16 protein-coding genes are annotated in these 22,175 nt (G+C 71.0%); 8 read left to right on the top strand and 8 right to left on the bottom strand.

Annotation, left to right across the window (positions count from 1 at the left end; all coding sequences use genetic code 11):
* Nucleotides 1-63 precede the first annotated feature (63 nt).
* Nucleotides 64-726, top strand: coding sequence for a hypothetical protein (locus AB0F89_RS32125; protein ID WP_367129400.1), 663 nt, complete (start codon nucleotides 64-66; stop codon nucleotides 724-726).
* 85 nt (nucleotides 727-811) lie between these two features.
* On the opposite strand, the gene AB0F89_RS32130 is transcribed toward AB0F89_RS32125, so the two are convergent.
* The 8 genes from AB0F89_RS32130 to AB0F89_RS32165 all read right to left on the bottom strand — a co-directional run bounded on the left by AB0F89_RS32130 (nucleotide 812) and on the right by AB0F89_RS32165 (nucleotide 11,728).
* Nucleotides 812-2,356, bottom strand: coding sequence for a glycoside hydrolase family 43 protein (locus tag AB0F89_RS32130; protein ID WP_367129401.1), 1,545 nt, complete (start codon nucleotides 2,354-2,356; stop codon nucleotides 812-814).
* A 24-nt stretch (nucleotides 2,357-2,380) separates the two neighbouring features.
* A complete protein-coding gene (locus AB0F89_RS32135) occupies nucleotides 2,381-3,229 on the bottom strand; it encodes a carbohydrate ABC transporter permease (RefSeq protein ID WP_367129402.1) in 849 nt (282 codons plus the stop codon).
* A complete protein-coding gene (locus AB0F89_RS32140) occupies nucleotides 3,226-4,185 on the bottom strand; it encodes a carbohydrate ABC transporter permease (RefSeq protein WP_367129403.1) in 960 nt (319 codons plus the stop codon). The genes AB0F89_RS32135 and AB0F89_RS32140 overlap by 4 nt, the downstream gene beginning before the upstream one ends.
* The gene (locus tag AB0F89_RS32145) at nucleotides 4,182-5,447 is read right to left on the bottom strand and encodes an ABC transporter substrate-binding protein (protein ID WP_367129404.1); all 1,266 of its coding nucleotides are present in this window, start codon (nucleotides 5,445-5,447) and stop codon (nucleotides 4,182-4,184) included. The genes AB0F89_RS32140 and AB0F89_RS32145 overlap by 4 nt, the downstream gene beginning before the upstream one ends.
* 296 nt (nucleotides 5,448-5,743) lie before the next feature.
* Nucleotides 5,744-7,120, bottom strand: coding sequence for a glycoside hydrolase family 43 protein (locus AB0F89_RS32150; protein ID WP_367129405.1), 1,377 nt, complete (start codon nucleotides 7,118-7,120; stop codon nucleotides 5,744-5,746).
* A gap of 52 nt (nucleotides 7,121-7,172) precedes the next feature.
* Entirely contained in the window at nucleotides 7,173-8,654 is a 1,482-nt protein-coding gene (locus AB0F89_RS32155) for a family 43 glycosylhydrolase (protein WP_367129406.1), read from the bottom strand.
* A gap of 47 nt (nucleotides 8,655-8,701) precedes the next feature.
* Nucleotides 8,702-10,339 (bottom strand): ricin-type beta-trefoil lectin domain protein, encoded by a 1,638-nt coding sequence (locus AB0F89_RS32160; RefSeq protein ID WP_367139075.1) that lies wholly within the window; start codon nucleotides 10,337-10,339, stop codon nucleotides 8,702-8,704.
* Between the two features lie 282 nt (nucleotides 10,340-10,621).
* Nucleotides 10,622-11,728, bottom strand: a complete 1,107-nt coding sequence (locus tag AB0F89_RS32165) for a LacI family DNA-binding transcriptional regulator (protein ID WP_367129407.1) — start codon at nucleotides 11,726-11,728, stop codon at nucleotides 10,622-10,624.
* A 106-nt stretch (nucleotides 11,729-11,834) separates the two neighbouring features.
* On the opposite strand from AB0F89_RS32165, the gene AB0F89_RS32170 reads away from it, so the two are divergent.
* From AB0F89_RS32170 to AB0F89_RS32200, 7 genes are all read left to right on the top strand, one after another.
* Nucleotides 11,835-13,181: an ABC transporter substrate-binding protein gene (locus AB0F89_RS32170; protein ID WP_367129408.1), complete on the top strand. Its 1,347-nt coding sequence runs from the start codon at nucleotides 11,835-11,837 to the stop codon at nucleotides 13,179-13,181.
* A gap of 7 nt (nucleotides 13,182-13,188) precedes the next feature.
* Entirely contained in the window at nucleotides 13,189-14,031 is an 843-nt protein-coding gene (locus AB0F89_RS32175) for a carbohydrate ABC transporter permease (RefSeq protein ID WP_367129409.1), read from the top strand.
* A complete protein-coding gene (locus AB0F89_RS32180) occupies nucleotides 14,028-14,876 on the top strand; it encodes a carbohydrate ABC transporter permease (RefSeq protein WP_367129410.1) in 849 nt (282 codons plus the stop codon). The genes AB0F89_RS32175 and AB0F89_RS32180 overlap by 4 nt, the downstream gene beginning before the upstream one ends.
* A gap of 415 nt (nucleotides 14,877-15,291) precedes the next feature.
* Complete coding sequence (locus tag AB0F89_RS32185; protein ID WP_367139077.1) at nucleotides 15,292-16,671, top strand: endo-1,4-beta-xylanase; 1,380 nt, start codon at nucleotides 15,292-15,294, stop codon at nucleotides 16,669-16,671.
* A gap of 103 nt (nucleotides 16,672-16,774) precedes the next feature.
* On the top strand, nucleotides 16,775-18,199 hold the full coding sequence (locus AB0F89_RS32190) for a non-reducing end alpha-L-arabinofuranosidase family hydrolase (RefSeq protein WP_367139079.1): 1,425 nt from the start codon (nucleotides 16,775-16,777) through the stop codon (nucleotides 18,197-18,199).
* A 75-nt stretch (nucleotides 18,200-18,274) separates the two neighbouring features.
* On the top strand, nucleotides 18,275-20,377 hold the full coding sequence (locus tag AB0F89_RS32195) for an RICIN domain-containing protein (protein WP_367129411.1): 2,103 nt from the start codon (nucleotides 18,275-18,277) through the stop codon (nucleotides 20,375-20,377).
* Between the two features lie 372 nt (nucleotides 20,378-20,749).
* Nucleotides 20,750-22,105: an endo-1,4-beta-xylanase gene (locus AB0F89_RS32200; RefSeq protein ID WP_367129412.1), complete on the top strand. Its 1,356-nt coding sequence runs from the start codon at nucleotides 20,750-20,752 to the stop codon at nucleotides 22,103-22,105.
* Nucleotides 22,106-22,175: the final 70 nt, after the last annotated feature.

The raw sequence follows: 22,175 nt of genomic DNA on the forward strand, positions 1-22,175 counted from the left end.
GGGTCCGCGGCCCCGGCCGGCGCCGGGGCCGCGGACCCGCACCACCTGACGAGGAGGAACACCATGGGCAGGACCACGCCCGCGGCTCGGGCGGGGTTCCGGTGGACGTCGGCGGCTGCCCTGGTCGCCGCGTTCGCGCTCGGGATCGCCGCCGCGCTCGTGCTCGGCTCGTGGGTGACCGGGCCGGACGCGACGCAGCGCCGGATCGCCGAGCTGCAGCACGAGGAGGTGCTGCGCGACGTCGCGCAGGTCGAGGCGTTGGTGGAGTTGGCCCGGGGCGGCCGGGAGCGCCTGACGCCGGTGCTGCGGGCCATGGCGCAGGCGTCTCCCCCGGGCGACGCCGTGCCGCCGGCCGCGCCGTCGGCCGAGGACGTGCGCGGCTGGCGGGAGGTGGTGGCCGCCGAGGTGCGGCGCTACGAGGAGACGCCGTCGGCGGGCAACGGGGTCAACGTCGCCCGCACCGGGATGCGGGTCGCCGTCCAGCAGCTCGCCGCCGCGGTCGACGGCTTCGCCGCGGCGGTCACCGCGACGGGACCGACGGCTCGCGACCTCTTGGCCCTGGCCGACGCGCAGCGCGCGCTGGCGGTGCGGACCTGGTCGGTCGCCGCGCTCCAGCTGGACGTGATCAGCGTCGACGCGGGCAAGGGGCACGTGCACGTCCAGCTGCCGTCCGGACGCGATCCCGGCGCGATCCCGCCCGACACCGCGCCGGAGGGCACCCGGTGAGCGGACGATCGCCGCGACGACGCCGGACGGGCGGGTGCGGGACGGTGTCGCGACCGTCCCGCACCCGATCCCGCCGGTGTTCCCGTCAGGGCTCCTCGGGGTCGTCGAGGGGGCCGTGGTCGAACCAGTCGAACCACGCGGTGCCCTCGGTGGCGTACATGCCGATCACCCGGCCGGTGAAGCCGGTGGCGACCTCCGTGGACAGGTACCTGCCGTCCAGCTCCGCCAGCGGTTCCGGGTCGTCGCCGACGTGGAAGGCGATGTAGTCGGGCGCGGCGACGTGCACGCCCGGCGACTCCGCCGACCACTTCCGGGCCGACCTGGTGGTGATCACGAGGGTCACCGGGCCGGGTGGCACGGCACGCGTGGCGACGGCGTGGCGCAGGGGGCCGATGCGGGCGATGACGGCGGCCTGCCCGTCGGCCACCTCCAGGTCGTAGTGGTGGCCCTCGTCCAGGCGGACCGAGACGCCCGCTCGACCGGGTCCGTGGTCCAGCAGCACGGCGGTCCGGCTCTCGGGGTGCTGCTGGCGGCGGCCGACGAAGGTGCAGCCCGGCAGGTCCAGGGTGGAACCGGTGGCGTGCAGCGCGAGCCACCCCGGCCGTTCGGTCAGCGACCAGGAGCCGTCCGGGCGCGAGCGCGGCGAGATCCACCGCGGTCCGAGCCCGGGGGCGTCGAAGTCGTCCCGCCGGGGCTCGGCCTCCAGCCGCTGCCCGCCGCTCGGCGCCCGCTCCCTGAGGTCGACGGGGCCGACGCGCGGCCAGCCGTCCTCCCAGCGCACGGGGGTGAGGAAGGTTTCCCGGCCCAGGACGTGGAACTTGGGGCTGTACCCGACCGGGCGGGTGGCCAGCAGGACCATCCACCACTCGCCGTCCGGGGTGGTGACGAGGTCGGCGTGGCCGGTGCTCTGGACCGGGTGGTTCGTGCTGCGGTGCGACAGGACCGGGTTGACCGGCGCCGGTTCCCACGGTCCGCGCGGCGACCGGGCCCGCGCCACGGCCACGGTGTGGCCGCGTTCGGTGCCGCCCTCGGCGATGAGCAGGTACCACCACTCGCCGACGCGGTACAGGTGGGGTGCTTCCGGCCACTGCAGCCCGGTGCCGGCCCAGGCGGGGAACGGGCCCTCCAGCACCGCACCGGCCACCGGGTCGACGCGGGCGACCTGCACGCCGGAGAAGCTGGGCCCGTGGGCGCCGGCGAAGGCGCACCAGCAGTTGCCCTCGGCGTCCCACGCCAGGTCGGGGTCGATGCCGGGCAGGTCGATCCACACCGGGTCCGACCACGGTCCCTCGGGCCGCTCGGCGGTGACGGTGAAGTTGCCGCCGTGCGAGACGTTCGTGGTGATCACCCAGAACCGGCCGTCGTGGTGCCGGATCGTGGGGGCGTAGATGCCGTCCGAGGCCATCGCGTCGGCCGGCAGCGGCAGCTGCGACGGGCGGTCCAGGACGTTGCCGATCTGCCGCCAGCTCACCAGGTCGCGGCTGTGGAAGAGGGGCACGCCCGGGAAGTACTCGAAGCTGGAGCAGACCAGGTAGTAGTCCTCGCCCACCCGGCACACGCTGGGGTCGGGGTGGAACCCGGGGATGACGGGGTTGTCGTAGTGCGACACCCTCGGCTTCGGTGGAGTCATGGGTTTCCTTGTTGTGCGAGGGCTTCAGCCCTTGAAGGCGCCTTCGAGGATTCCGGCGACCATGCGCCTGCCGACCAGGACGAACAGCACGACCAGCGGGATCGTGGCCAGGAACGAGCCGGACATGGCCAGGCCGAGGTCGACGTCGTAGCTGTTCTGGAGCGCTTTGATGGCGATCTGGGCGGTGTAGCGCTCGGGTGACTTGAGCACGATGAACGGCCACAGGAAGTCGTTCCACGCGGTGACGAAGCCGAACAGGCCCAGCACGAACGCGGCCGGCCGCACGATCGGGAACGCGATGCGCCAGAACACCTGCCACGTCGAGGCGCCGTCGATGCGGGCGGCCTGCATCAGCTCGTCGCTGATGGTGGCGGTGATGTGCTGGCGCATCCAGAAGATGCCGAAGGCGCTCGCCAGGCCGGGCACGATCAGCGCCTGGAGGGTGTCCACCCAGCCCAGCTCGGACATGATCAGGTACTGCGGGATGACCGAGAGCTGCGTGGGCACGGTCATGGTGAGCACGACGACCAGGAACAGGGTGTTGCGGCCGGGGAAGCGCAGCTTGGCGAAGGCGAACCCGGCCAGCGAGCACAGCACCGCCTGGCCGGCGCCGATGGCGGTGGCCACGGCCAGGCTGTTGAGCAGCGCCTGCACGAACGGCACCGTCTCCAGGACCAGGCCCAGGAGGTGGAAGAAGTTGCCGCCGGGCACGATCTCGGGCGGCATCTCCGTCGCGGTGGCGGTGTCGGTCGTGGCGACGATGAACATCCAGTACAGCGGGAACAGGCACACCGCCGTGGCCGCGGCCAGCAGCAGGTAGGTCCACCAGCGGACCCGGCCGGGGTGTCGGCGGCGCGGTGCGGTGGTCGTCATCGGTCCGCCTTGATCCGGGTGGACAGCAGGTAGTTGATCGCGGCGATCACCACGACCATGACGAACAGGGCGACCCCGATCGCCGAGCCGTAGCCGAATTCGAACTGCCCGAAGCCCTGCTCGTAGAGGAACAGGGTCAACGTCTGGCACTGCCGGACCGCGCCGCAGGTCAGCGGCGCGCCCGAGGCGATCAGCAGCGGTTCGGTGAAGATCTGCAGGCCGCCGATGGTCGAGGTGACCACGGTGAAGATGATCACCGGGCGCAGCGAGGGGACGGTGATGTGGCGGAACCGCTGCCACGGGCCCGCGCCGTCGATCGCCGCGGCCTCGAACACCGCGCGGGGCACCGATTGCAGCGAGGCGAGGTACAGCAGCGTGGTGTAGCCGAACCACCGCCAGGTCACCATGGTCGCGATCAGCACGTGACTGCCCCAGGTGGACTGGACGAAGTCCACCGGCTCGACCCCGACCAGTCCGAGCAGCCAGTTGAGCAGGCCGTAGTCGCGGTCGAACAGCTGCGCGAACACGATCGCCGTGGCCGCCACCGAGGTGACGTACGGGACCAGGACCGACATCCGGAAGAACAGCGCGAACCGCAGGCGGGCGTGGTTGAGCACGTGCGCCAGCACCAGGGCCAGCAGCAGCTGCGGGACGGTGGACAGCGCCCAGATGCTCACCGTGTTCCCGGTGGCGTTCCAGAACCGGGGGTCGGCGAACATGCGGGTGAAGTTGTCGACGCCGATGAAGACCTGGTCGCCGATGGGGTTCCAGTCGAACAGCGCCACGTAGAACGTGAAGGCGAACGGGAGCAGCCCGAACACCCCGAAGATGACGAAGAACGGTGCGATGTAGGCGTACGGCGACAGGCGTTCGGCCAGCCCCCGCGCCTTGGGTGCGGCGGGAGGTGGTAGTGCGGCCGACGGCGCCGGGGTGAGCGTGGCGGTCACGGCGGTCACTCGCCGATGGCGGTCTTGATGTTGCGCACGGCGTCGTCCCACGCGGTGGTCGGGTCGCCGCCGCTCTGCTCGACGTTGGTGATGGCGTTGAGGAACTCCTGGCCGATGGCCGCGCTGTCGGGACCGATGTAGAACGGCTTCAGCCCGAGCAGCGAGTCGGTGTAGATCCTGCCGGTCGGCGCGTCGGAGAAGAACGGGTCCTTCTCCCCGGTGAGCTGGTCGTCCGTGTAGACCGAGGGGGTCGAAGGCAGGGCGCCGACGCGGGCGAAGTGCTCCAACTGACCCTGGGGCGACTGCATCTCCTTGATGTAGTTCCAGGCGGCCTCGGGGTTCTTCGCGCGCTTGGGGATGGCCAGGTAGCTGCCGCCCCAGTTGCCGGAGGCGCCGGGGATCTTCGCGATGTCCCACTTGCCCTTGGTGTCGGGAGCGGTGCTGCGGATGCTGTTGAGCATCCAGGACGGCGCGGACACCGCCGCGTACTGGCCCTGCGCCATGCCCGCGCTCCACGCGCTCTCGAACGAGGACTGCCCCGAGGTGATCCCGGCCGTGGCCGCCTTGATGCCGAGGTCGAACGCCGCCTTCACCTGCGGGTTGGTGCTGTAGATCAGCTTGCGGTCCGCGCTGTAGTACTTCTCGGAGACCTGGTTGACCGCCTGGTAGAACACGCTCGTCGCCGCGTTGTCGGTGAACGCCTTGCCGGTGGCCGCCTTGTAGCGCTTCCCGGTTTCGATGAACGCGTCCCACGTGGGCCACAGCGCGCTCACCGCGTCCCGGTCCGTGGGCAGCCCGGCGGCGGCGAAGAGGTCGGTCCGGTAGGCCACCGCCATGCCGCCCACGTCGGTGGGGACGCCCAGCACCTCGCCGCCCTCGGCGACGCTCTGCCCCCAGACCCAGTCCAGGTAGTCGCCCTCGATGTCGTCGGCGCCCAGCGTCCGCAGGTCGACGAAGTTCTGCGGCTGCTGCACGAACTGCGGCAGGTTGTCGCCCTGGATGAGCACCAGGTCCGGCACCTTGCCGCCCGCCAACGCCGTGGTCAGCGACTGGGCGGTCTCCGTCGAGGTGCCCACCTCGGTCAGGTTGATCTTGATGTCCGGGTGCTTCGCCTGGTACGCGTCCACCGTCAGCTTCTGGTTGATCGCGGAGAACGACCAGAAGTCGAACGACTTACCGTCCCCTCCCCCGCCTCCCCCGCCGCCGGGTGTGCAGGCGGCGACCAGGGCCAGGACCGCGGTGGCGCAGAGCAGGGGCAGGCGAAGTGTCACGACGCTTCTCCAAGGTTGTGCGAGGACAGGAGGCTCCGCCGCCGAACCGCTGACCACCGCGGGTCGGCGAGTGCGGAAACCGGGTCGCGCGCCCGACGGCACGTCGGGTCGAAAGTTTCGATCCAAACTCCGATTGTTAGCGCTCACGACAGTAAGCTGTGTCACAACCGTCGTCAAGAACCGTTGCACGACCCGGTTTCTCCTGCGGAAAAGCGTCGTCGGGGTGAGTTCACCACCTCACTTTGTGAGCGCGAACTTTCTAAGGTTGACGAGGTAACGAACTCCCGCCACGCGCCTCACGCCGTGAACCGCCACCAGTCGACGTTGAACAGGTAGCCGCTGCCGCCGGTGAACCGGAGGTAGAGGTCCCTGGTGCCGGTCGCGCCGCTGATCGGGCAGGAAACGGTGGTCCAGCTCTGCCAGCCGCCGGTGCCCGAGACGCCGCAGCGCCCCACGAGCGCACCGCTCGGGCTGTCCAACCGGACTTCGACGGCGCCACCCGAACCCGCGGAGGCGACCCGCGCGCTGAACGACCTCGCGCCCGAGCCGAACGCGGCGCCCTTCACCTTGACGTAGTCGCCGTTCTCGATCCAGCCGACGTTCATGCCACCCTCCGAGGCCGGTTCGGTCTCGATGCCCGAACCCCAGGCGATCGTCTCGGCCTCCTGGCGGACGTAGGGGTTGAGGGTGCCCGCCTGCGGTGCGCCGCCCGTGGTCATGTTGATGGTCGGGATGGTGCCGTCGGCGTTGTAGCCGAACTTCTCCACCGCCACCGACCGGGTGAAACCGCCGCCGCCCGGCAAGGCGCCGTTGTGGTAGAAGAAGTAGGAACCGCCCTTGAAGTCGACGATCCCGGCGTGGTTGGTGAAGCTGCTGCCCTGGGTGGGCATGACCGTGCCGCGGTAGGTCCAGGGCCCGGTCGGGCTCGGCGCGGTCGAGTAGGCGATGAACTCCGAGCAGCACTTCGCCGCGAACACGTTGTAGTACAGGCCGTTGCGCTTGTAGACCCAGGGCCCTTCCTCGTAGAGCGTGGGCCTGGCGGCGTCACCGCTGCGGGAGCCGAAGCCCGCCGTGGTGAGCGGGATGCGGGTCGGGCTGCCGGAGAACGACGTCATGTCCGCGTTGAGCCGCACGTACCACAGGTTGGGGTTGCCCCAGTACAGGTACGCCTGGCCGTCATCGTCGATGAAGACGCTGGGGTCGATCTCGCCGTTCTCCACCAGCGGGCGGCCGATCGCGTCGCGGAACGGGCCGGTGGGGCTGTCGGCGACGCCCACGCCGATGGCCATCCGGCCGGTGGCCCGGTTGACGACGGGCACGTACCAGTAGAACTTGCCGTTGCGCTGGATCGCCTGCCCCGCCCAGGCGTCCTTGCTGGCCCACGCGAACGTGCCCACGTTCATCGGCGCGCCGTGGTCGGTCCAGTTCACCATGTCGTCGGAGGACCAGACCCGCCACTCCTTCATGGTGAACCAGGTCGAGCCGTCCTCGTCGTGGCCGGTGTAGAGGTACACGCGTCCGTTGTGGACCAGCGGCGCCGGGTCCGCCGTGTAGATGTGCTGCACGATGGGGTTGTCGGCCCTGGCCACCGCGGGCGCGAGCGCCAGGGCGCAGGTGATGGCGACGAGCAGGGCGCCGGCGCGCCGCCGGAACGCCGGGAACTTCGGTGTCATGGGCAGGACCTCCGGGGGACGTCGGTGGGCCGGTGGGCGGGGGCGTCCCCGCTCAACCGGTCGGGGAGAGCCGGTCGCGGTGGTCGAACCAGTCGAACGCCGCGACGCCGCGGGTGACGTACATGCCGACGACCCTCCCGGCGAGCCCACCGGTGAGCTCGGGCGACAGGTAGCGCCCGTTCAGCTCGGCCAGGGGGCCGGGGTCGTCGTCCACGTGGAACGCGATGGTGTCGGGTCCGGCGGGCTCGACGCCCGCGTGCTCGTCGGTCGGTCGCACGAACGACGGCGGCACGAGGTCGGTCGTGCGGGTGACGATGGTGAGGGTGATCGGCCCGGGACCGACGGTCCGGCTCGCCACGACCTGGCGCACCGGGCCGATCCGCGCGACCACGTCGACCCTGCCCCGCACGACCTCGAAGTCGTAGTGGTGCGCCTCGTCGCACCGGATGCTCAGGCCCGCCCGTGCCGCGCCCGGCTCCAGCCGGACCGAGACGCGCGAGTCCGGGTGCCGCAGGCGACGCCCGAAGAACGTGCAGCCGGGCCGGTCGAGGGTGTCGCCGGTGGCGCGCAGCGTCAACCAGCCGGGGCGCTCGGACAGCGACCACGACTCGTCCGGGCGCTCGCGCGGGGAGATCCACCCCGGGGCGAGCGCGCACCCGTCGAAGTTCTCGCGCACCGGGAGCGACGGCAGCGGGTGCCGCGCCTGCGGTGAGGCCGTTCCCCCGCTCTCCGCCACCACGGGCCACCCGTCCTCCCAGCGCACGGGCACCAGTTCCGCCTCCTGCGCCGGCGCGGTGGGACCCCGGTGGTGCGAGCGCGGTCCGGGCAGCACCAGCCACCAGGCCCCGTCCGGGGTGTCGACGAGGTCGACGCCGCCGGTGCTGCGGATCAACCGGGAGGACCCGCCCCGGTCGCCCGGCGCGCGTTCGAACGGCCCGCGCGGGGTGCGCGCGCGGGCGACGACGAGCCCGTGGCGGCGTGCGGACAACAGGTACCACCAGTCGCCGACGCGGTGCAGGCGCGACGCACCCGGACCGTCCGGCCCGTCGCCGGGCCACACCCGCCACGGGCCTTCCACCACCTCGCCGGTGCCCACGTCGACCCGGGCCACCTGCCCGTCGGACGTGACGCACCAGCACCCGCCGTCCTCGTCCCACGCCAGGTCGGGCGCCTCGCCCGGCAGGTCGAGCCACATCGGGTCCGACCACGGGCCGAGGGGGTCGTCCGCTGTGACGACGAAGTCGCGCCCCGCCGACGCGTTGGTCGCGACCACGTGGAAGCGCCCGTCGTGGTGGCGGATCGCCGGCGCGCGGATCCCGCGCGACGCGGGGGCGTCGGCGGGCAGCCGCACCTGCTCCGGCCGGACCAGGACGTTGCCGACCTGCCGCCACCGCACCAGGTCGCGGCTGTGGAAGAGCGGCACGCCCGGGAAGTACTCGAAGCTGGAGCACACCAGGTAGTAGTCCCCACCGACCCGGCACACGCCGGGGTCGGGGAGGGGACCTCCGATCGCGGGACCGGGGTGGGTGGGCACGGTGTTCCTTCGCGGTGTCGGGTGGCGGGCCGGTTCGCGCGGGCCGTTCAGACCCGGGTCCACTTCTGGTTGGACTGCCCGTTGCAGGTCCAGAGGATCAGGGTGGACCCGTTGGCGGTGCCCGCCTGGTTGACGTCCAGGCAGAGCCCGGAGCGCGCGTTGCGGATGGAGCCGTCGGACTCGGAGGTCCACCTCTGGTTGTCCTGGCCGTTGCACGGCCAGGTGATCACCCTGGTGCCGTTGGCGGTGCCCCCGTTGTAGGCGTCGAGGCACTTGTCGCCGAAGACGCGGATCTCACCGTTCGCCCACGTCGTCCACAGCTGGTTGGCCGCGGTGTGGCAGTCCCAGATCAGGGTGGCCGCTCCCGAAGCGGTGGAGGCGTTGTCCACGTCCGCGCAGCGGCCCGAGCCGGTGCCGCGCAGGCGTGCGGTGGTGGCGGCCGACGGCGTGCCGCCGGAGACCCGGAAGACGGCCGAGCCGTGCGCCGGGACGCTCGCCGAGATCGAGCCCGAGGTGGTGGCCGTGCCGCCGGTCCACAGGTCGGTCAGGGTGAACGAGCCGCCGGACAGGCCGACCTGCGCGGCCGTGGTGGTGACGGTGGCGGTCGCGCCGCCCCGGTTGATCAGGCCGACCGCCACCGAGCCGTCGCTCAGCGACTTGGCGAAGACCTCGGTGTTGCCGTCGTCGCGCACCCGCCGCCCGCCCGCGCCGAGCCGGTCCTGGTTGACCGCGATCAGCCTCGGGTTGCGCAGGACGGCGCTGATGTCGCCGGACATGGTGCGGATGTCGTTGCCCGCCATGAGGGGTGCGGCCATCAGCGCCCACAGCGCGAAGTGCGTGCGGGACTCGGTGAGGGTCAGCCCGGGACGGCCGACGACCAGCATGTCGGGGTCGTTCCAGTTGCCCGGACCGGTCTGGGCGGCCAGGGGCGCGGTGACGTCCAGGACGTTGCCGACGCCCATGGGGTAGCTGTTGGTGTTGCCGTTCTGCCAGATGTCCAGCAGGTCCTCGGTCGTCCGCCACAGGTCGGCGACCTCGCCCCAGTCGTACTTGTCGCCGGTGGGCGCGTGGAAGCTGTTGGAGTTGATGCTGTAGACGATCGGGCGGCCGGTGGCCCGCAGCGCGTCGCGCATGATCGTGAACCGGGCGACCTGCTCGTCGCGGGTGCCGCTGCCCGAGCACCAGTCGTACTTCAGGTAGTCCACGCCCCACGAGGCGAACGACCGGGCGTCCTGGACCTCGTGGCCCTTGCTGCCGGTGGAACCGGGGTGCGTGCCGACGCCCTGGGCGCAGGTCTTCTCGTTGGGCGCCTGGTAGATGCCGAACTTCAGGCCGCGGGCGTGGATGTAGTCCCCCAGCGCCTTCATGCCGCTGGGGAACTTCGTCGGGTGGGCGCGCAGGTTGCCCGCGCTGTCGCGGTTCGGGTCGAACCAGCAGTCGTCCACCACCACGTACTGGTAGCCGGCGTCGCGCATGCCCGAGGAGACCATCGCGTCGGCGGCCTGCCGGACCTGTGCCTCGGTGATGCCGCAACCGAAGCTGTTCCAGCTGTTCCAGCCCATCGGCGGGGTGAGCGCCGGGCTGCCGGGCGCGGCCTGGGCGACCGGACCCGCTGCGGTGACCACCCCCAGCGCCGCGACGACGGCCACCGCGAGGTGGAGGAGCCGGTTGCGGGCGGACGGCATCGCTTCGGTCCGCGCCAGTGGAATTCTTCGCATCGGAGTTCCCCACGTCATCGTCGACGGCGCTCGCGGTGGCGCTCGGCGGGGCGGGATCGCGCCCGCAGCGGAGCGGCCTGGGTGTCACGCTCATGTAACTACGCCCCGCGATTGCGGTCAAAGCTAAAATTGTGAGCGCTAACTTTAGCGCTTTGTTGAGCAGCGACCGACGCTCGAATTCGAATAACCGCAGATAGGGAGCCTAAGCGGAGAATTGCTCCGTTCAGCCCCTTGAACCGCACCTCATCATCACTTCGGCTTGTGAGCGTGAACACCGTCGCCGCGGACACCTCGCCCAGACGGCGCGCGCAACGACCTGACCGACTCGCCGACCATGACGGGCATGGGCACCCGGTGCACGGCGGGGGCGGCCTTCGACCGCCCCCGCTGCTCCGACACCGCGAAGAGCACGTCCACCGCCTTCGCGCCGAGCTCGTGGTGGGGCAGCGCGACGGTGGTGAGGCGCGGTCGCACCCAGGAGGCGATGGGGTGGTCGTCGAAGGAGACCACGGAGACGTCGTCCGGCACGGACAGCGCGGCGTCGGCGAGCGCCTGGTAGGCGCCGAAGGCGAGTCGGTCGTTCAGGCAGACCAGGGCCTTCGGGCGGTGGTGGCGCAGGATCTCCCGGGTGGTGTCGTAGCCGTTCTCCGGCATCCACTTCGGGCACTGGCGCGCGCTCACCACCTCGACGCCCGCGCCGTCGAACACCTGGCTCATGCCGATCAGGCGCTCCCGGGCGGCGATGCTGTTCGGCGGCACGTCGTCGAGGCCGGGACCGGCGCCGACCAGGTGCACGCCCTCGCGGTGGCCCGCGTCGACCAGGACCCGCGCGGCGGCGCGACCGGCTTCCACCTCGTCGGGCAGCACGGCGGGCACGGACGAGCGCGCGACCGGCAGGGCGTTGAGCAGGACGGCCGGGCCGTGGTCCAAGCCGTCGGGCAGGACGACCCTCCGGGTGTACATCGCCGCGAAGACGATGCCGTCGACCTGGCGGTCGTGCATGGTCTCGACCAGTGCCCGCTCGACGTCGGGATCGCCGCCGCTCTCGCCGACGAACAGCATGAAGCCGCGGCGGTGCGCGGCCTCCATCGCGCCTTTGATCATGTTCCCGGCCAGCAGCGAGGACGCCACGGTGTCGGACACGAACCCGATCGTCCGGGTGCGCCCCGTGCGCAGGCCGACCGACAGGGTGTTGCGCCGGTACCCCAGCTCCTGCGCGGTCGAGCGCACCCGGCGCTCCACCTCCTCGGAGATGCGCAGCTCCCGGGCGCGACCGGCCAGCACGAGGGACACGGTGGTGGTCGAGACACCGGCCGCCTCGGCCACGTCGGCCAGCGTGATGCGTCGTCGCCCCACGGCCACCTTCCGTCCTCAAGGGACATTCGCTGTCCTTGACACCGGGTCGTCCCAACCCGAAACTCCGGGAGGCTAACACGTTTTAGCCAGGTCGAGGGAGATGACGTTGTCCGGTGCACGACGGTTCCGCGCGATCACCGCCGCCGCCCTGGCGGCGGTGGTCCTGGCCGGCTGCGCGCCGCCGGGGGGCGACCGACCGGCCCCCGCGGGCGCCCCGGCGACCGCGGTGTCCGAACCGGACTGCGGCGCCTCGCCGGTCGTGCTGCGAGCCCGCCTGGAGACCGGCTTCCCCCTGGCGAAGGCCCTCACCGAGGAGTTCACCCGGCAGCACCCGAACGTGACGTGGGACGTGCGCGAGGAGCAGTTCGCGGTGCTGACGCAGAACGCGCCGCGCCTGCTGGCCGACAACCCGCCGGACCTGGCGCGCCTGCCGCAGGTGTCCGACCTCGCGGGCGACGGCCTGCTGCGCGACCTGGACGGCTACGCCGCGTGGTTCGGCTGGGACGACTGGCCTACGGCGCAGCTGCGGCAGATGCGCGTCGGTCCGGGCGGGCGGCCGCGCGGCGAGGGCCCGCTGTACGCGATGGGCTTCTCCACGAGCGTGACCGGCGTGTTCTACAACAAGGACCTGGCGGCGCGGATCGGGTTCCGCGAGCCCTCGACGCTGGCCGAGTGGGACGACGCCCTGGCCCGCGCGAAGGACGCGGGCATCACGCCGCTGGCGGGGTTCAACGCGGGCGCGACGGCCGGGCTCGCGTTCCCCCTGCAGGCCCTCATGGCCGCCCACGGCTCCCCCGCCGCCATCGACGCCTGGACCTTCCAGCAGCCGGGGGCGAGGATCGACACCCCGGCCAACGCCGAGGGCGTGCGGCACCTGGAGCGCTGGCTGCGCGCCGGGTACTTCGACGCCGACCTCAACGCCACCGACTACGCCCGGATGGTCGACCGGTTCGCCTCCGGCCGGGCGCTGTTCATGGTCGACGGCGACTGGGAGGCCGCGGCGCTGGACCGGCGGATGCCGGGGCGGGTCGGCTTCTTCCTCGTGCCGCCCCTGCGGGCCGGCGACCCGGTGGCGGCGATGGCCGGTCCACCGACCTTCGGCATCCCGACCGGCGCGGCGCACCCCGACTGCGCGGCGTTCTTCCTGAACTGGGCCGTCACCGACCGCGCGGCGCGCGAGACCACCGTGCGGGTGGGCGGGTCGCTCCCCCTCGGCCCGGCCGACGCCCACCTGCCGCCGGTCGAGCCGGGGTCGGTCACGGCCGCCACGCTGGCCGCCGCCGCCCGGGTCGTCGCGGACGGCACGGGCATGGACTTCATCGCCAACGCCACCGGCGCCATCCTGGCCGAGAGCTGGACGCCGCGCCTGCAGGAGCTGGCGGCGGGCGAGCGCGAGCCGGAGGACCTGCTGCGCGAGGTGCAGGCCGACTACACCGCCCAGATCGGCGGGTGAGGCCGCGGTGCGCCGGTCGGTCGGCTGGCTGTTCGTCCTGCCCGCCCTGGCGGTGTACGCGCTGTTCGTGCTGCGACCGCTGGCCTCGACGGTCCGGTACTCGCTGTACCGGTGGGACGGGGTCGGCCCGGCCACCTGGGTCGGGTGGGACAACTACCTCGCGGTGGTCGGCGACCCCGACCTGCGCGGCGCGCTCGGTCACGCGCTGGTGCTGGTCGTGCTGTTCACCGGGGTGCCGGTGCCGCTGGGCCTGCTGGCCGCCGCGGTGGTCCGGCGCGCCGCGCCGAGCGGGCCGGTGCGCCTGGTGCTGCTCCTGCCCCAGGCGGTGCCGCTGGTGGCGGCGGGCATCGCGTGGAGCCTGCTGCTGTCGTCCACGGGCGCGGTGAACCGGCTGCTCGACGCGGTGGGGCTCGGCGGGGTGACGCGGGCGTGGTTGGGCGACTCGTCCACGGCGCTGGCGGCGGTGGGGCTGATCGGGGCGTGGGTGCTGCTCGGCCTGTGCACCACGCTGCTGCTGGCGGGGATGGAGCGCATCGACCCGGCGCTGCACGAGGCCGCACGCCTGGACGGCGCGGGCCCGTGGCGGGAGTTCCGCGCGGTCACGCTGCCCGGTGTGCGGCGCGAGCTGGGCGTGTGCGCGGCGGTGACGACGATCGCGGCCCTGGCGAGCTTCGACGTCGTCTACGCCACCACGCGGGGCGGACCCGGCGACGCCACGTCCGTGCCCGGCCTGGAGGTGTTCTCCCTGGCCTTCGCGCGGCGCGAGGTGGGGCTGGCGTCGGCGGCGGCCGTCGTGCTCGTGGTGCTGGTCCTCGCGGTGGCGGCGCCCGTGCTGCGGCGGGCGCGGTGACCACCGGGCTGCGGGAGCGGGTCGCGGGCAGGCTGGTGCTGCTCGTGCTGGTGGTCGTGACGCTCGTGCCGTTCGCCGACCTGCTCACCACCGCGCTGCACCCGCCCGGGACCTACCCACCGGGGCTGACCTGGCCGGAGGACCCGCACTGGTCGAACTTCGCGGCCGCGTTCCGGACGGCGGGGATCGGTGGCGCGCTGGGGTCGAGCGCGCTCATCGCGCTCGGCGTGGTCCCGCTGACGTTGGCGCTCGCCGCCCCGGCCGGCTACGCGCTGGGGCACCTGCGGTTCACCGGCCACCGGGCGGTGTTCGGCTTGTTCGCGGTGGGGCTGGTGCTGCCGCTGGAGGCCGTCGTCACGCCGCTCTACCACCAGATGCGGGACCTCGGCCTGCTCGACACGCGCGGGGGCCTGGTGGCGGCGCTGGTCGCGGTGCACCTGCCGTTCGCGGTGTTCTGGCTGCGGGCGCACTTCGCGGGCGTGCCGCCGGAGCTGTCGGACAGCGCCCGGCTGGACGGCGCGGGGCCGTGGCAGGCGTTCCGGCGGGTGCACCTGCCGCTGGCCCGGCCCGCCACGTCGTCCCTGGCGGTCCTGCTGACCGTCTGGACGTGGAACCACTTCCTGCTGGCGATCGTGCTGGTCGACGACCCGGCGCGGCGCACCGCGGCGGGCGCGCTCGGCGCGTTCCAGGGTCGCTGGGGCACCGACGTGCCGCTGCTGTGCGCCGGGGCGCTGCTGCTCGTCGCACCCCTGCCGGTGGTGCTCGCGCTGCTGCACCGCCGGTTGCCCGACCTCCGGCCGACCGGCTACCGCGGCGATCCTCGACCGGGATCGGCCCGAAGCTAAATATGTTTGCGTTAACTTTAGCGCGCCTCACCTATTCCACGCGGAGCGACATCCGACGGAACCGTTTCGGCCATCTGCCCGAAACCTTTGCGTTACGTCTTGACCAGGCGTGTGTCATCGTTCACAGTCGGAGAAGCACGGCCGCACCTACCGAGGAAACGATCGCACCCGCCGCGATCCGCTTTTCACTGCGTCGACCCGGTCTCAAAATTGTTAGCGCTAACAATTAGCAGACCCCGGTTGGCGGACGGGTGCCGGCCGGTGCCCCTGCCACCGCGGAAACCAAGGCACGCGGTGTTCTGATCCGTGAGGACACGTGATGAACCATTCACTGCGAGCGGCCATTCGGCCGACGCCCGTGCGTCGGTCGAGAACAACGGCGTTGCTGCTCGTCGCGGGACTCGTCGCCACCCTGATGGTGGCGCTCAACGGCCAGGCCCTGGCGGGCACCACCCTCGGCGCCGCGGCGGCGGAGAAGGGTCGGTACTTCGGCGCCGCCGTCGCCGCCGGGAGGCTCGGCGACAGCACGTACACGACCATCCTGAACCGCGAGTTCAACAGCGTCACCGCCGAGAACGAGATGAAGATGGACGCGACCGAGCCCAACCAGGGCCAGTTCACGTTCACCAACGGCGACCGGATCGTCAACCACGCGATCAGCCGCGGCATGAAGGTGCGCGGCCACACCCTGGCCTGGCACTCCCAGCAGCCGGGGTGGATGCAGCGCATGGAGGGCTCGGCGCTGCGCCAGGCGCTGCTCAACCACGTCACCCGGGTCGCGTCCTACTACCGGGGCAAGATCCACTCGTGGGACGTGGTGAACGAGGCGTTCGCCGACGGCTCCAGCGGCGGCCGTCGTGACTCCAACCTGCAGCGCACCGGCAACGACTGGATCGAGGCCGCGTTCCGCGCCGCCCGCGCCGCCGACCCGGGCGCGAAGCTCTGCTACAACGACTACAACACCGACGGCATCAACGCCAAGTCCACCGGCATCTACAACATGGTCCGCGACTTCAAGGCCCGCGGCGTCCCCATCGACTGCGTCGGCCTCCAGTCCCACCTGACCAACTCCGCGCCGTCGGACTACCAGGCCAACATCCAGCGCTTCGCCGACCTGGGCGTGGACGTGCAGATCACCGAGCTGGACATCTCCGGCTCCAACCAGGCCAACGCCTACGCCGCCGTCACCCGCGCGTGCCTGGCCGTCGCCCGCTGCACCGGCATCACGGTCTGGGGCATCCGCGACAGCGACTCCTGGCGCACCGGCCAGAACCCGCTGCTGTTCGACAACAACGGCAACAAGAAGCCCGCCTACACGGCCACCCTCGACGCGCTCAACGCGGGCGGCAGCCAGCCCGGCGGCATCGACACGAACGCCTGGTACGTGCTGGTGAACCGCAACAGCGGCAAGGCTTTGGACGTCTACAACCTCGCCACCAACGACGGCGCCCGCATCACCCAGTGGAGCCGCAACGACGGCAACCAGCAGCAGTGGCAGTTCGTCGACTCCGGCGGCGGCTACTACCGGGTGAAGTCGCGCCTCTCGGGCAAGGTGCTCGACGTCTACAACTTCTCCACCGCCGACGGCGCGTCGATCGTGCAGTGGACCGACGGCAACGGCAGCAACCAGCAGTTCAGCGTCACGGTCTCGAACGGTTACGCCAAGCTCGTGAACCGCAACAGCGGCAAGGCGGTGGAGGTCCAGGGCGCCTCGACCGCGGACGGCGGCAACGTCGTGCAGTACACCGACTGGGGCGGCGCCAACCAGCAGTGGCAACTCGTCCGCGTCGGCTGACCCGCAGAGAAGGAGCACATCCGTGAACAAGCGATCCTCCGCGCGACGACGCCGGGTCACCGGCGCGGCCGCGGCCGCCATCGTCACGTTCCTCAGCGCCGTGATGGTCGCCCTCGGCGGCACGCCGAGTTCGGCGGCGACGGTGGACACGAACGCGTGGTACGTGTTGGTGAACCGCAACAGCGGCAAGGCTTTGGACGTCTACAACCTCGCCACCAACGACGGCGCCCGCATCACCCAGTGGGCCCGCAACGACGGCAACCAGCAGCAGTGGCAGTTCGTCGACTCCGGCGGCGGCTACTACCGGCTCAAGTCGCGCCACTCCGGCAAGGTGCTCGACGTCTACAACTTCTCCACCGCCGACGGCGCCAACATCGTCCAGTGGGCCGACGGCAACGGGACCAACCAGCAGTTCCGCCTCGCCGACTCCGACAGCGGCTACGTGCGCCTGGTCAACCGCAACAGCAACAAGGCGGTCGAGGTCCAGGGCGCGTCCACCGCGGACGGCGGCAACGTCGTGCAGTACAGCGACTGGGGCGGCGCGAACCAGCAGTGGCAGCTCGTCCGCGTCGGCGGCGGGACGAACCCCACCACCACGACGACCAGCCAGCCGGGTGGCGGGTGCTCCCTGCCTTCGACGTACCGCTGGTCCTCGACCGGTGTGCTGGCGAACCCGAGGTCGGGTTGGGTCTCGCTCAAGGACTTCACCCACGTCATGCACAACGGCAAGCACCTCGTCTACGCCACCACGCACGACACCGGGACGTCCTGGGGCTCGATGAACTTCGGGCTGTTCACCAACTGGTCCGACATGGCCTCGGCGCCCCAGCAGGCCATGAACTCCGGCACCGTCGCGCCCACGCTGATCTACTTCGCCCCGAAGAACATCTGGGTGCTCGCCTACCAGTGGGGCGGGACCGCGTTCACCTACCGGACGTCGACCGACCCCACCAACCCCAACGGCTGGTCGTCGCCGCAGGTGCTCTCCACGGCGAGCATCACCGGCTCCGGCACGGGCCCCATCGACCAGACGCTCATCGGCGACGGCCAGAACATGTACCTGTTCTTCGCCGGTGACAACGGCAAGATCTACCGCCAGGTCATGCCCCTCGGGAACTTCCCCGGCAGCTTCGGCTCGTCCTACACGACCATCATGAGCGACACGACGAACAACCTGTTCGAAGCGCCCGAGGTCTACAAGGTCCAGGGCCAGAACCAGTACCTCATGATCGTGGAGGCCATCGGCTCGAACGGCCGCTACTTCCGCTCGTTCACCTCCAGCAGCCTCAGCGGCTCCTGGACCCCGCAGGCCGCGACCGAGAGCAACCCGTTCGCCGGCAAGGCCAACAGCGGCGCGACCTGGACCAACGACATCAGCCACGGCGACATCATCCGCACCAACCCCGACCAGACCAAGACCATCGACCCCTGCAACCTGCAGCTGCTCTACCAGGGTCGCAACCCCAGCTCCGGCGGCGACTACGGCAAGCTGCCCTACCGACCGGGCGTGCTCACCCTCCAGCGCTGACCGATCCCGGCGCCCCGCACAGCCGTGCGGGGCGCCGGTCCGCACACCGCCCGGAGCGGCGGGTAAGGAGCTGTCATGTCTGCCCCCGATCAACCCACGCGGCGCACCGTGCGCAGGCGTGGCAGGTTGTCGCGGCTGGCCGCGGTGGTCGCCGCGGTCGTGCTCGGAGGTGTGGTGGTCGTCTTCAGCTCGGCGACCAGCTCGGCGGCGACCGTCGACACCAACGCCTGGTACGTGCTGGTGAACCGCAACAGCGGCAAGGCTTTGGACGTCTACAACCTCGCCACCAACGACGGCGCCCGCATCACCCAGTGGGCCCGCAACGACGGCAACCAGCAGCAGTGGCAGTTCGTCGACTCCGGCGGCGGCTACTACCGGCTCAAGTCGCGCCACTCCGGCAAGGTGCTCGACGTCTACAACTTCTCCACCGCCGACGGCGCCAACATCGTCCAGTGGGCCGACGGCAACGGGACCAACCAGCAGTTCCGCCTCGCCGACTCCGACAGCGGCTACGTGCGCCTGGTCAACCGCAACAGCAACAAAGCGGTCGAAGTCCAGAACGCCGCCACCAACGACGGCGCCAACATCGTCCAGTACTCCGACTGGGGCGGCGCCAACCAGCAGTGGCAGCTGGTCCGCGTCGGCGGCGGGACGGACCCCACCACCACGACCCCGCAGCAGCCGGGCGGGCAGTACACCAACCCGGTGGTGTGGCAGGACTTCGCCGACGTCGAGGTCATCCGGGTCGGTGACGCCTACTACATGACCGCCTCGACCATGCACTACTCGCCGGGCGCGCCGATCCTGCGCTCCTACGACCTGGTCAACTGGGAGTTCGCCGGCCACTCGGTGCCCTCGCTGGACTTCGGCACCAAGTACGACCTGACCAACGGCCAACGCGCGTACGTCAACGGCATCTGGGCCTCGACGCTGCAGTACCGGCCGAGCAACCGGACCTACTACTGGGCCGGGTGCATCGACTTCAACGACACCTACATCTACACCGCGTCCAGCGTCGAAGGGCCGTGGAACCGGCACGCCCAGCTCGACCAGTGCTACTACGACGCGGGCATGCTCATCGACGACAACGACACCATGTACGTCGCCTACGGCAACGGCACGATCAGCGTCGCCCAGCTCTCCGCCGACGGCCGCACCCAGGTCCGCGCGCAGCAGGTCTTCCAAACCCCGTCGAACATCGGGACGCTGGAGGGGGCGCGGTTCTACAAGCGCAACGGCAGCTACTACATCTGGTTGACCCGACCGGCCAACGGCCAGTACGTGCTCAAGGCCAGCAACCCCTTCGGCCCGTACACGCTGCGCCAGGTCCTGCTCGACCTGCCCGGACCGATCCCCGGCGGCGGAGTCCCCCACCAGGGCGGCCTGGTCCAGACCCAGAACGGCAGCTGGCACTACATGTCGTTCGTGGACGCCTACCCCGGCGGACGGGTCCCGGCGCTGGCCCCGATCACCTGGACCGCGGACGGCTGGCCGACGCTGCAGACGGTCAACGGTCGGTGGGGCGTCAACTACCCCTCGCCGCTGCCGATCCGCCCCGTCAAACCGCTCACCGGGACCGACACCTTCGCGGGCACGACCCTGGGCCCGCAGTGGGAGTGGAACCACGACCCCGACACCAGCCGGTACTCGGTGAACAACGGCCTGAGGTTGCAGACCGCCACGGTCACCAACGACCTCTACGCCGCCCGCAACACCCTCACCCACCGCATCCAGGGACCGACCTCCACCGCCACCATCGAGCTGGACCACAGCGCGATGCGCGACGGCGACCGGTCCGGCCTGGCCATGCTGCGCCAGTCCTCGGCCTGGATCGGCGTCAAGCGCGACAACGGCCAGACCCGGGTGGTGATGACCAACGGCCTGACCATGGACAGCAGTTGGCGCACCACCGGCACCGGCGCCGAAGCCGCGAGCGCCGCGATCAGCGGCACCCGCACCTGGCTGCGGGTCAACGCCGACATCCAACCCGGCTCCAACCGCGTCGCCCGCTTCTCCTACAGCACCGACGGCGTCAACTTCACCGCGCTCGGCCCCACCTTCACCCTCAACAACGCCTGGCAGTTCTTCATGGGCTACCGCTTCGGCATCTTCAACCACGCCACCCAGGCCCTGGGCGGGGCGGTGACGGTCCGCAAGTTCGACCTGACCACCCCCTGACCACGGCTCGAACCGGCCTCAGCCCCTGCAGCCGCGCGCTGCGGGGGCTGGGGCCGTTTGCCGCAGTCAGGACGTGAACCGTTCTGCGGAATCCGCGAAATCCGCGAAAGTAGTTTCGAATTTCTTCGAAAATCTACCTCTTCCGAACCCCTCGGAAGCCATCGCCACCCCAATCGAGACGAACCGGTTAACCATTGCCCCGAACTGCGCTTATGCCCTATCCGCAAGATCGTCTTCAGCCGGCTCCCGGTGTTCATGGATGTAAACCCCGGTGCTCGACCGGGCCGGGGCGAGTCTTGATTGCCCAAACTGTTTCGGTTAATACTGCTTAACGTTTCGAACTTCCTCACCCACCCCACAGAAAGCCCCAACATGACGCTGACAACGAAGTCGGTCTCACGAGTCGCACTCGTGTCGACGCTGGTGGCCGCTGCCGCGGGCGCCACCCTCCTCGTGGCGTCGCCCGCCAGCGGCGCCGCCTCCACGCTCGCCGCCGCGGCGCAGCAGAGCGGGCGGTACTTCGGCACGGCCGTGGCCGCGAACAAGCTCGGTGACTCCACCTACGTCGGAATCCTCAACCGGGAGTTCGACATGGTCACCGCCGAGAACGAGATGAAGATGGACGCCACCGAGCCCAACCAGGGCCAGTTCAGCTACGGCAACGCCGACCGCATCGTCAACCACGCCCGCAACCAGGGCAAACGCGTCCGCGGCCACGCCCTGGCCTGGCACTCCCAGCAACCGGGCTGGATGCAGAACATGTCCGGCACCGCCCTGCGCAACGCCATGCTCAACCACGTCACCCAGGTCGCCACCTACTACCGCGGCAAGATCCACTCCTGGGACGTCGTCAACGAGGCCTTCGCCGACGGCTCCAGCGGCGGACGCCGCGACTCCAACCTGCAACGCACCGGCAACGACTGGATCGAAGCCGCCTTCCGCGCCGCCCGCGCCGCCGACCCCGGCGCCAAGCTCTGCTACAACGACTACAACACCGACAACTGGTCACACGCCAAGACCCAGGGCGTCTACCGCATGGTCCAGGACTTCAAGTCCCGCGGCGTGCCCATCGACTGCGTCGGCTTCCAAGCCCACTTCAACAGCGGCAACCCCGTCCCCTCCAACTACCACACCACCCTGCAGAACTTCGCCGCCCTCGGCGTCGACGTCCAGATCACCGAACTCGACATCGAAGGCTCCGGCACCACCCAGGCCCAGCAGTACCAAGGCGTCGTCCAAGCCTGCCTCTCCGTCGCCCGCTGCACCGGCATCACCGTCTGGGGCATCCGCGACAGCGACTCCTGGCGCGCCTCCGGCACCCCCCTGCTCTTCGACGGCTCCGGCAACAAGAAGGCCGCGTACAACTCGGTGCTCACCGTGCTGAACAACGCCTCGACCACGAACCCGACCGACCCGACCACCACCACGACCACGACCACCACCTCGTCGAACCCCAACCCCGGCGGCTGCACCGCGACCTACTCCGAGGGCCAGAAGTGGGGTGACCGCTTCAACGGCCAGGTCACCGTCTCCGGCACGAACAACTGGATCGTCACGGTCACCGTCAGCTCGCCCCAGCGGATCATCGCCACCTGGAACACCAGCGCGACCTGGGAGACGGCCAACGTGATGACCGCCCGCCCCAACGGCAGCGGCAACACGTTCGGCTTCACCATCCAGCACGGCGGCAACTGGAACTGGCCCAGCATCTCCTGCCGGGTCGGCTGAGCCGGACCGGTAGCGGGAGGACCCGGCCGCCACCGGGTCGTCCCACCCCCTGATGACGTGACGCCAATCC

The organism is Saccharothrix sp. HUAS TT1, from assembly GCF_040744945.1.
Taxonomy (GTDB): Bacteria; Actinomycetota; Actinomycetes; order Mycobacteriales; family Pseudonocardiaceae; genus Actinosynnema.

Excerpts from the sequence above, each read along its gene's own strand:
- AB0F89_RS32185 (WP_367139077.1), top strand. The coding sequence starts at position 15,292 with ATGGTGGCGCTCAACGGCCAGGCCCTGGCGGGCACCACCCTCGGCGCC.
- AB0F89_RS32130 (WP_367129401.1), bottom strand. The coding sequence starts at position 2,356 with ATGACTCCACCGAAGCCGAGGGTGTCGCACTACGACAACCCCGTCATC.
- AB0F89_RS32200 (WP_367129412.1), top strand. The coding sequence starts at position 20,750 with ATGACGCTGACAACGAAGTCGGTCTCACGAGTCGCACTCGTGTCGACG.
- AB0F89_RS32160 (WP_367139075.1), bottom strand. The coding sequence starts at position 10,339 with ATGCCGTCCGCCCGCAACCGGCTCCTCCACCTCGCGGTGGCCGTCGTC.
- AB0F89_RS32190 (WP_367139079.1), top strand. The coding sequence starts at position 16,775 with ATGGTCGCCCTCGGCGGCACGCCGAGTTCGGCGGCGACGGTGGACACG.
- AB0F89_RS32135 (WP_367129402.1), bottom strand. The coding sequence starts at position 3,229 with ATGACGACCACCGCACCGCGCCGCCGACACCCCGGCCGGGTCCGCTGG.
- AB0F89_RS32150 (WP_367129405.1), bottom strand. The coding sequence starts at position 7,120 with ATGACACCGAAGTTCCCGGCGTTCCGGCGGCGCGCCGGCGCCCTGCTC.
- AB0F89_RS32125 (WP_367129400.1), top strand. The coding sequence starts at position 64 with ATGGGCAGGACCACGCCCGCGGCTCGGGCGGGGTTCCGGTGGACGTCG.
- AB0F89_RS32195 (WP_367129411.1), top strand. The coding sequence starts at position 18,275 with ATGTCTGCCCCCGATCAACCCACGCGGCGCACCGTGCGCAGGCGTGGC.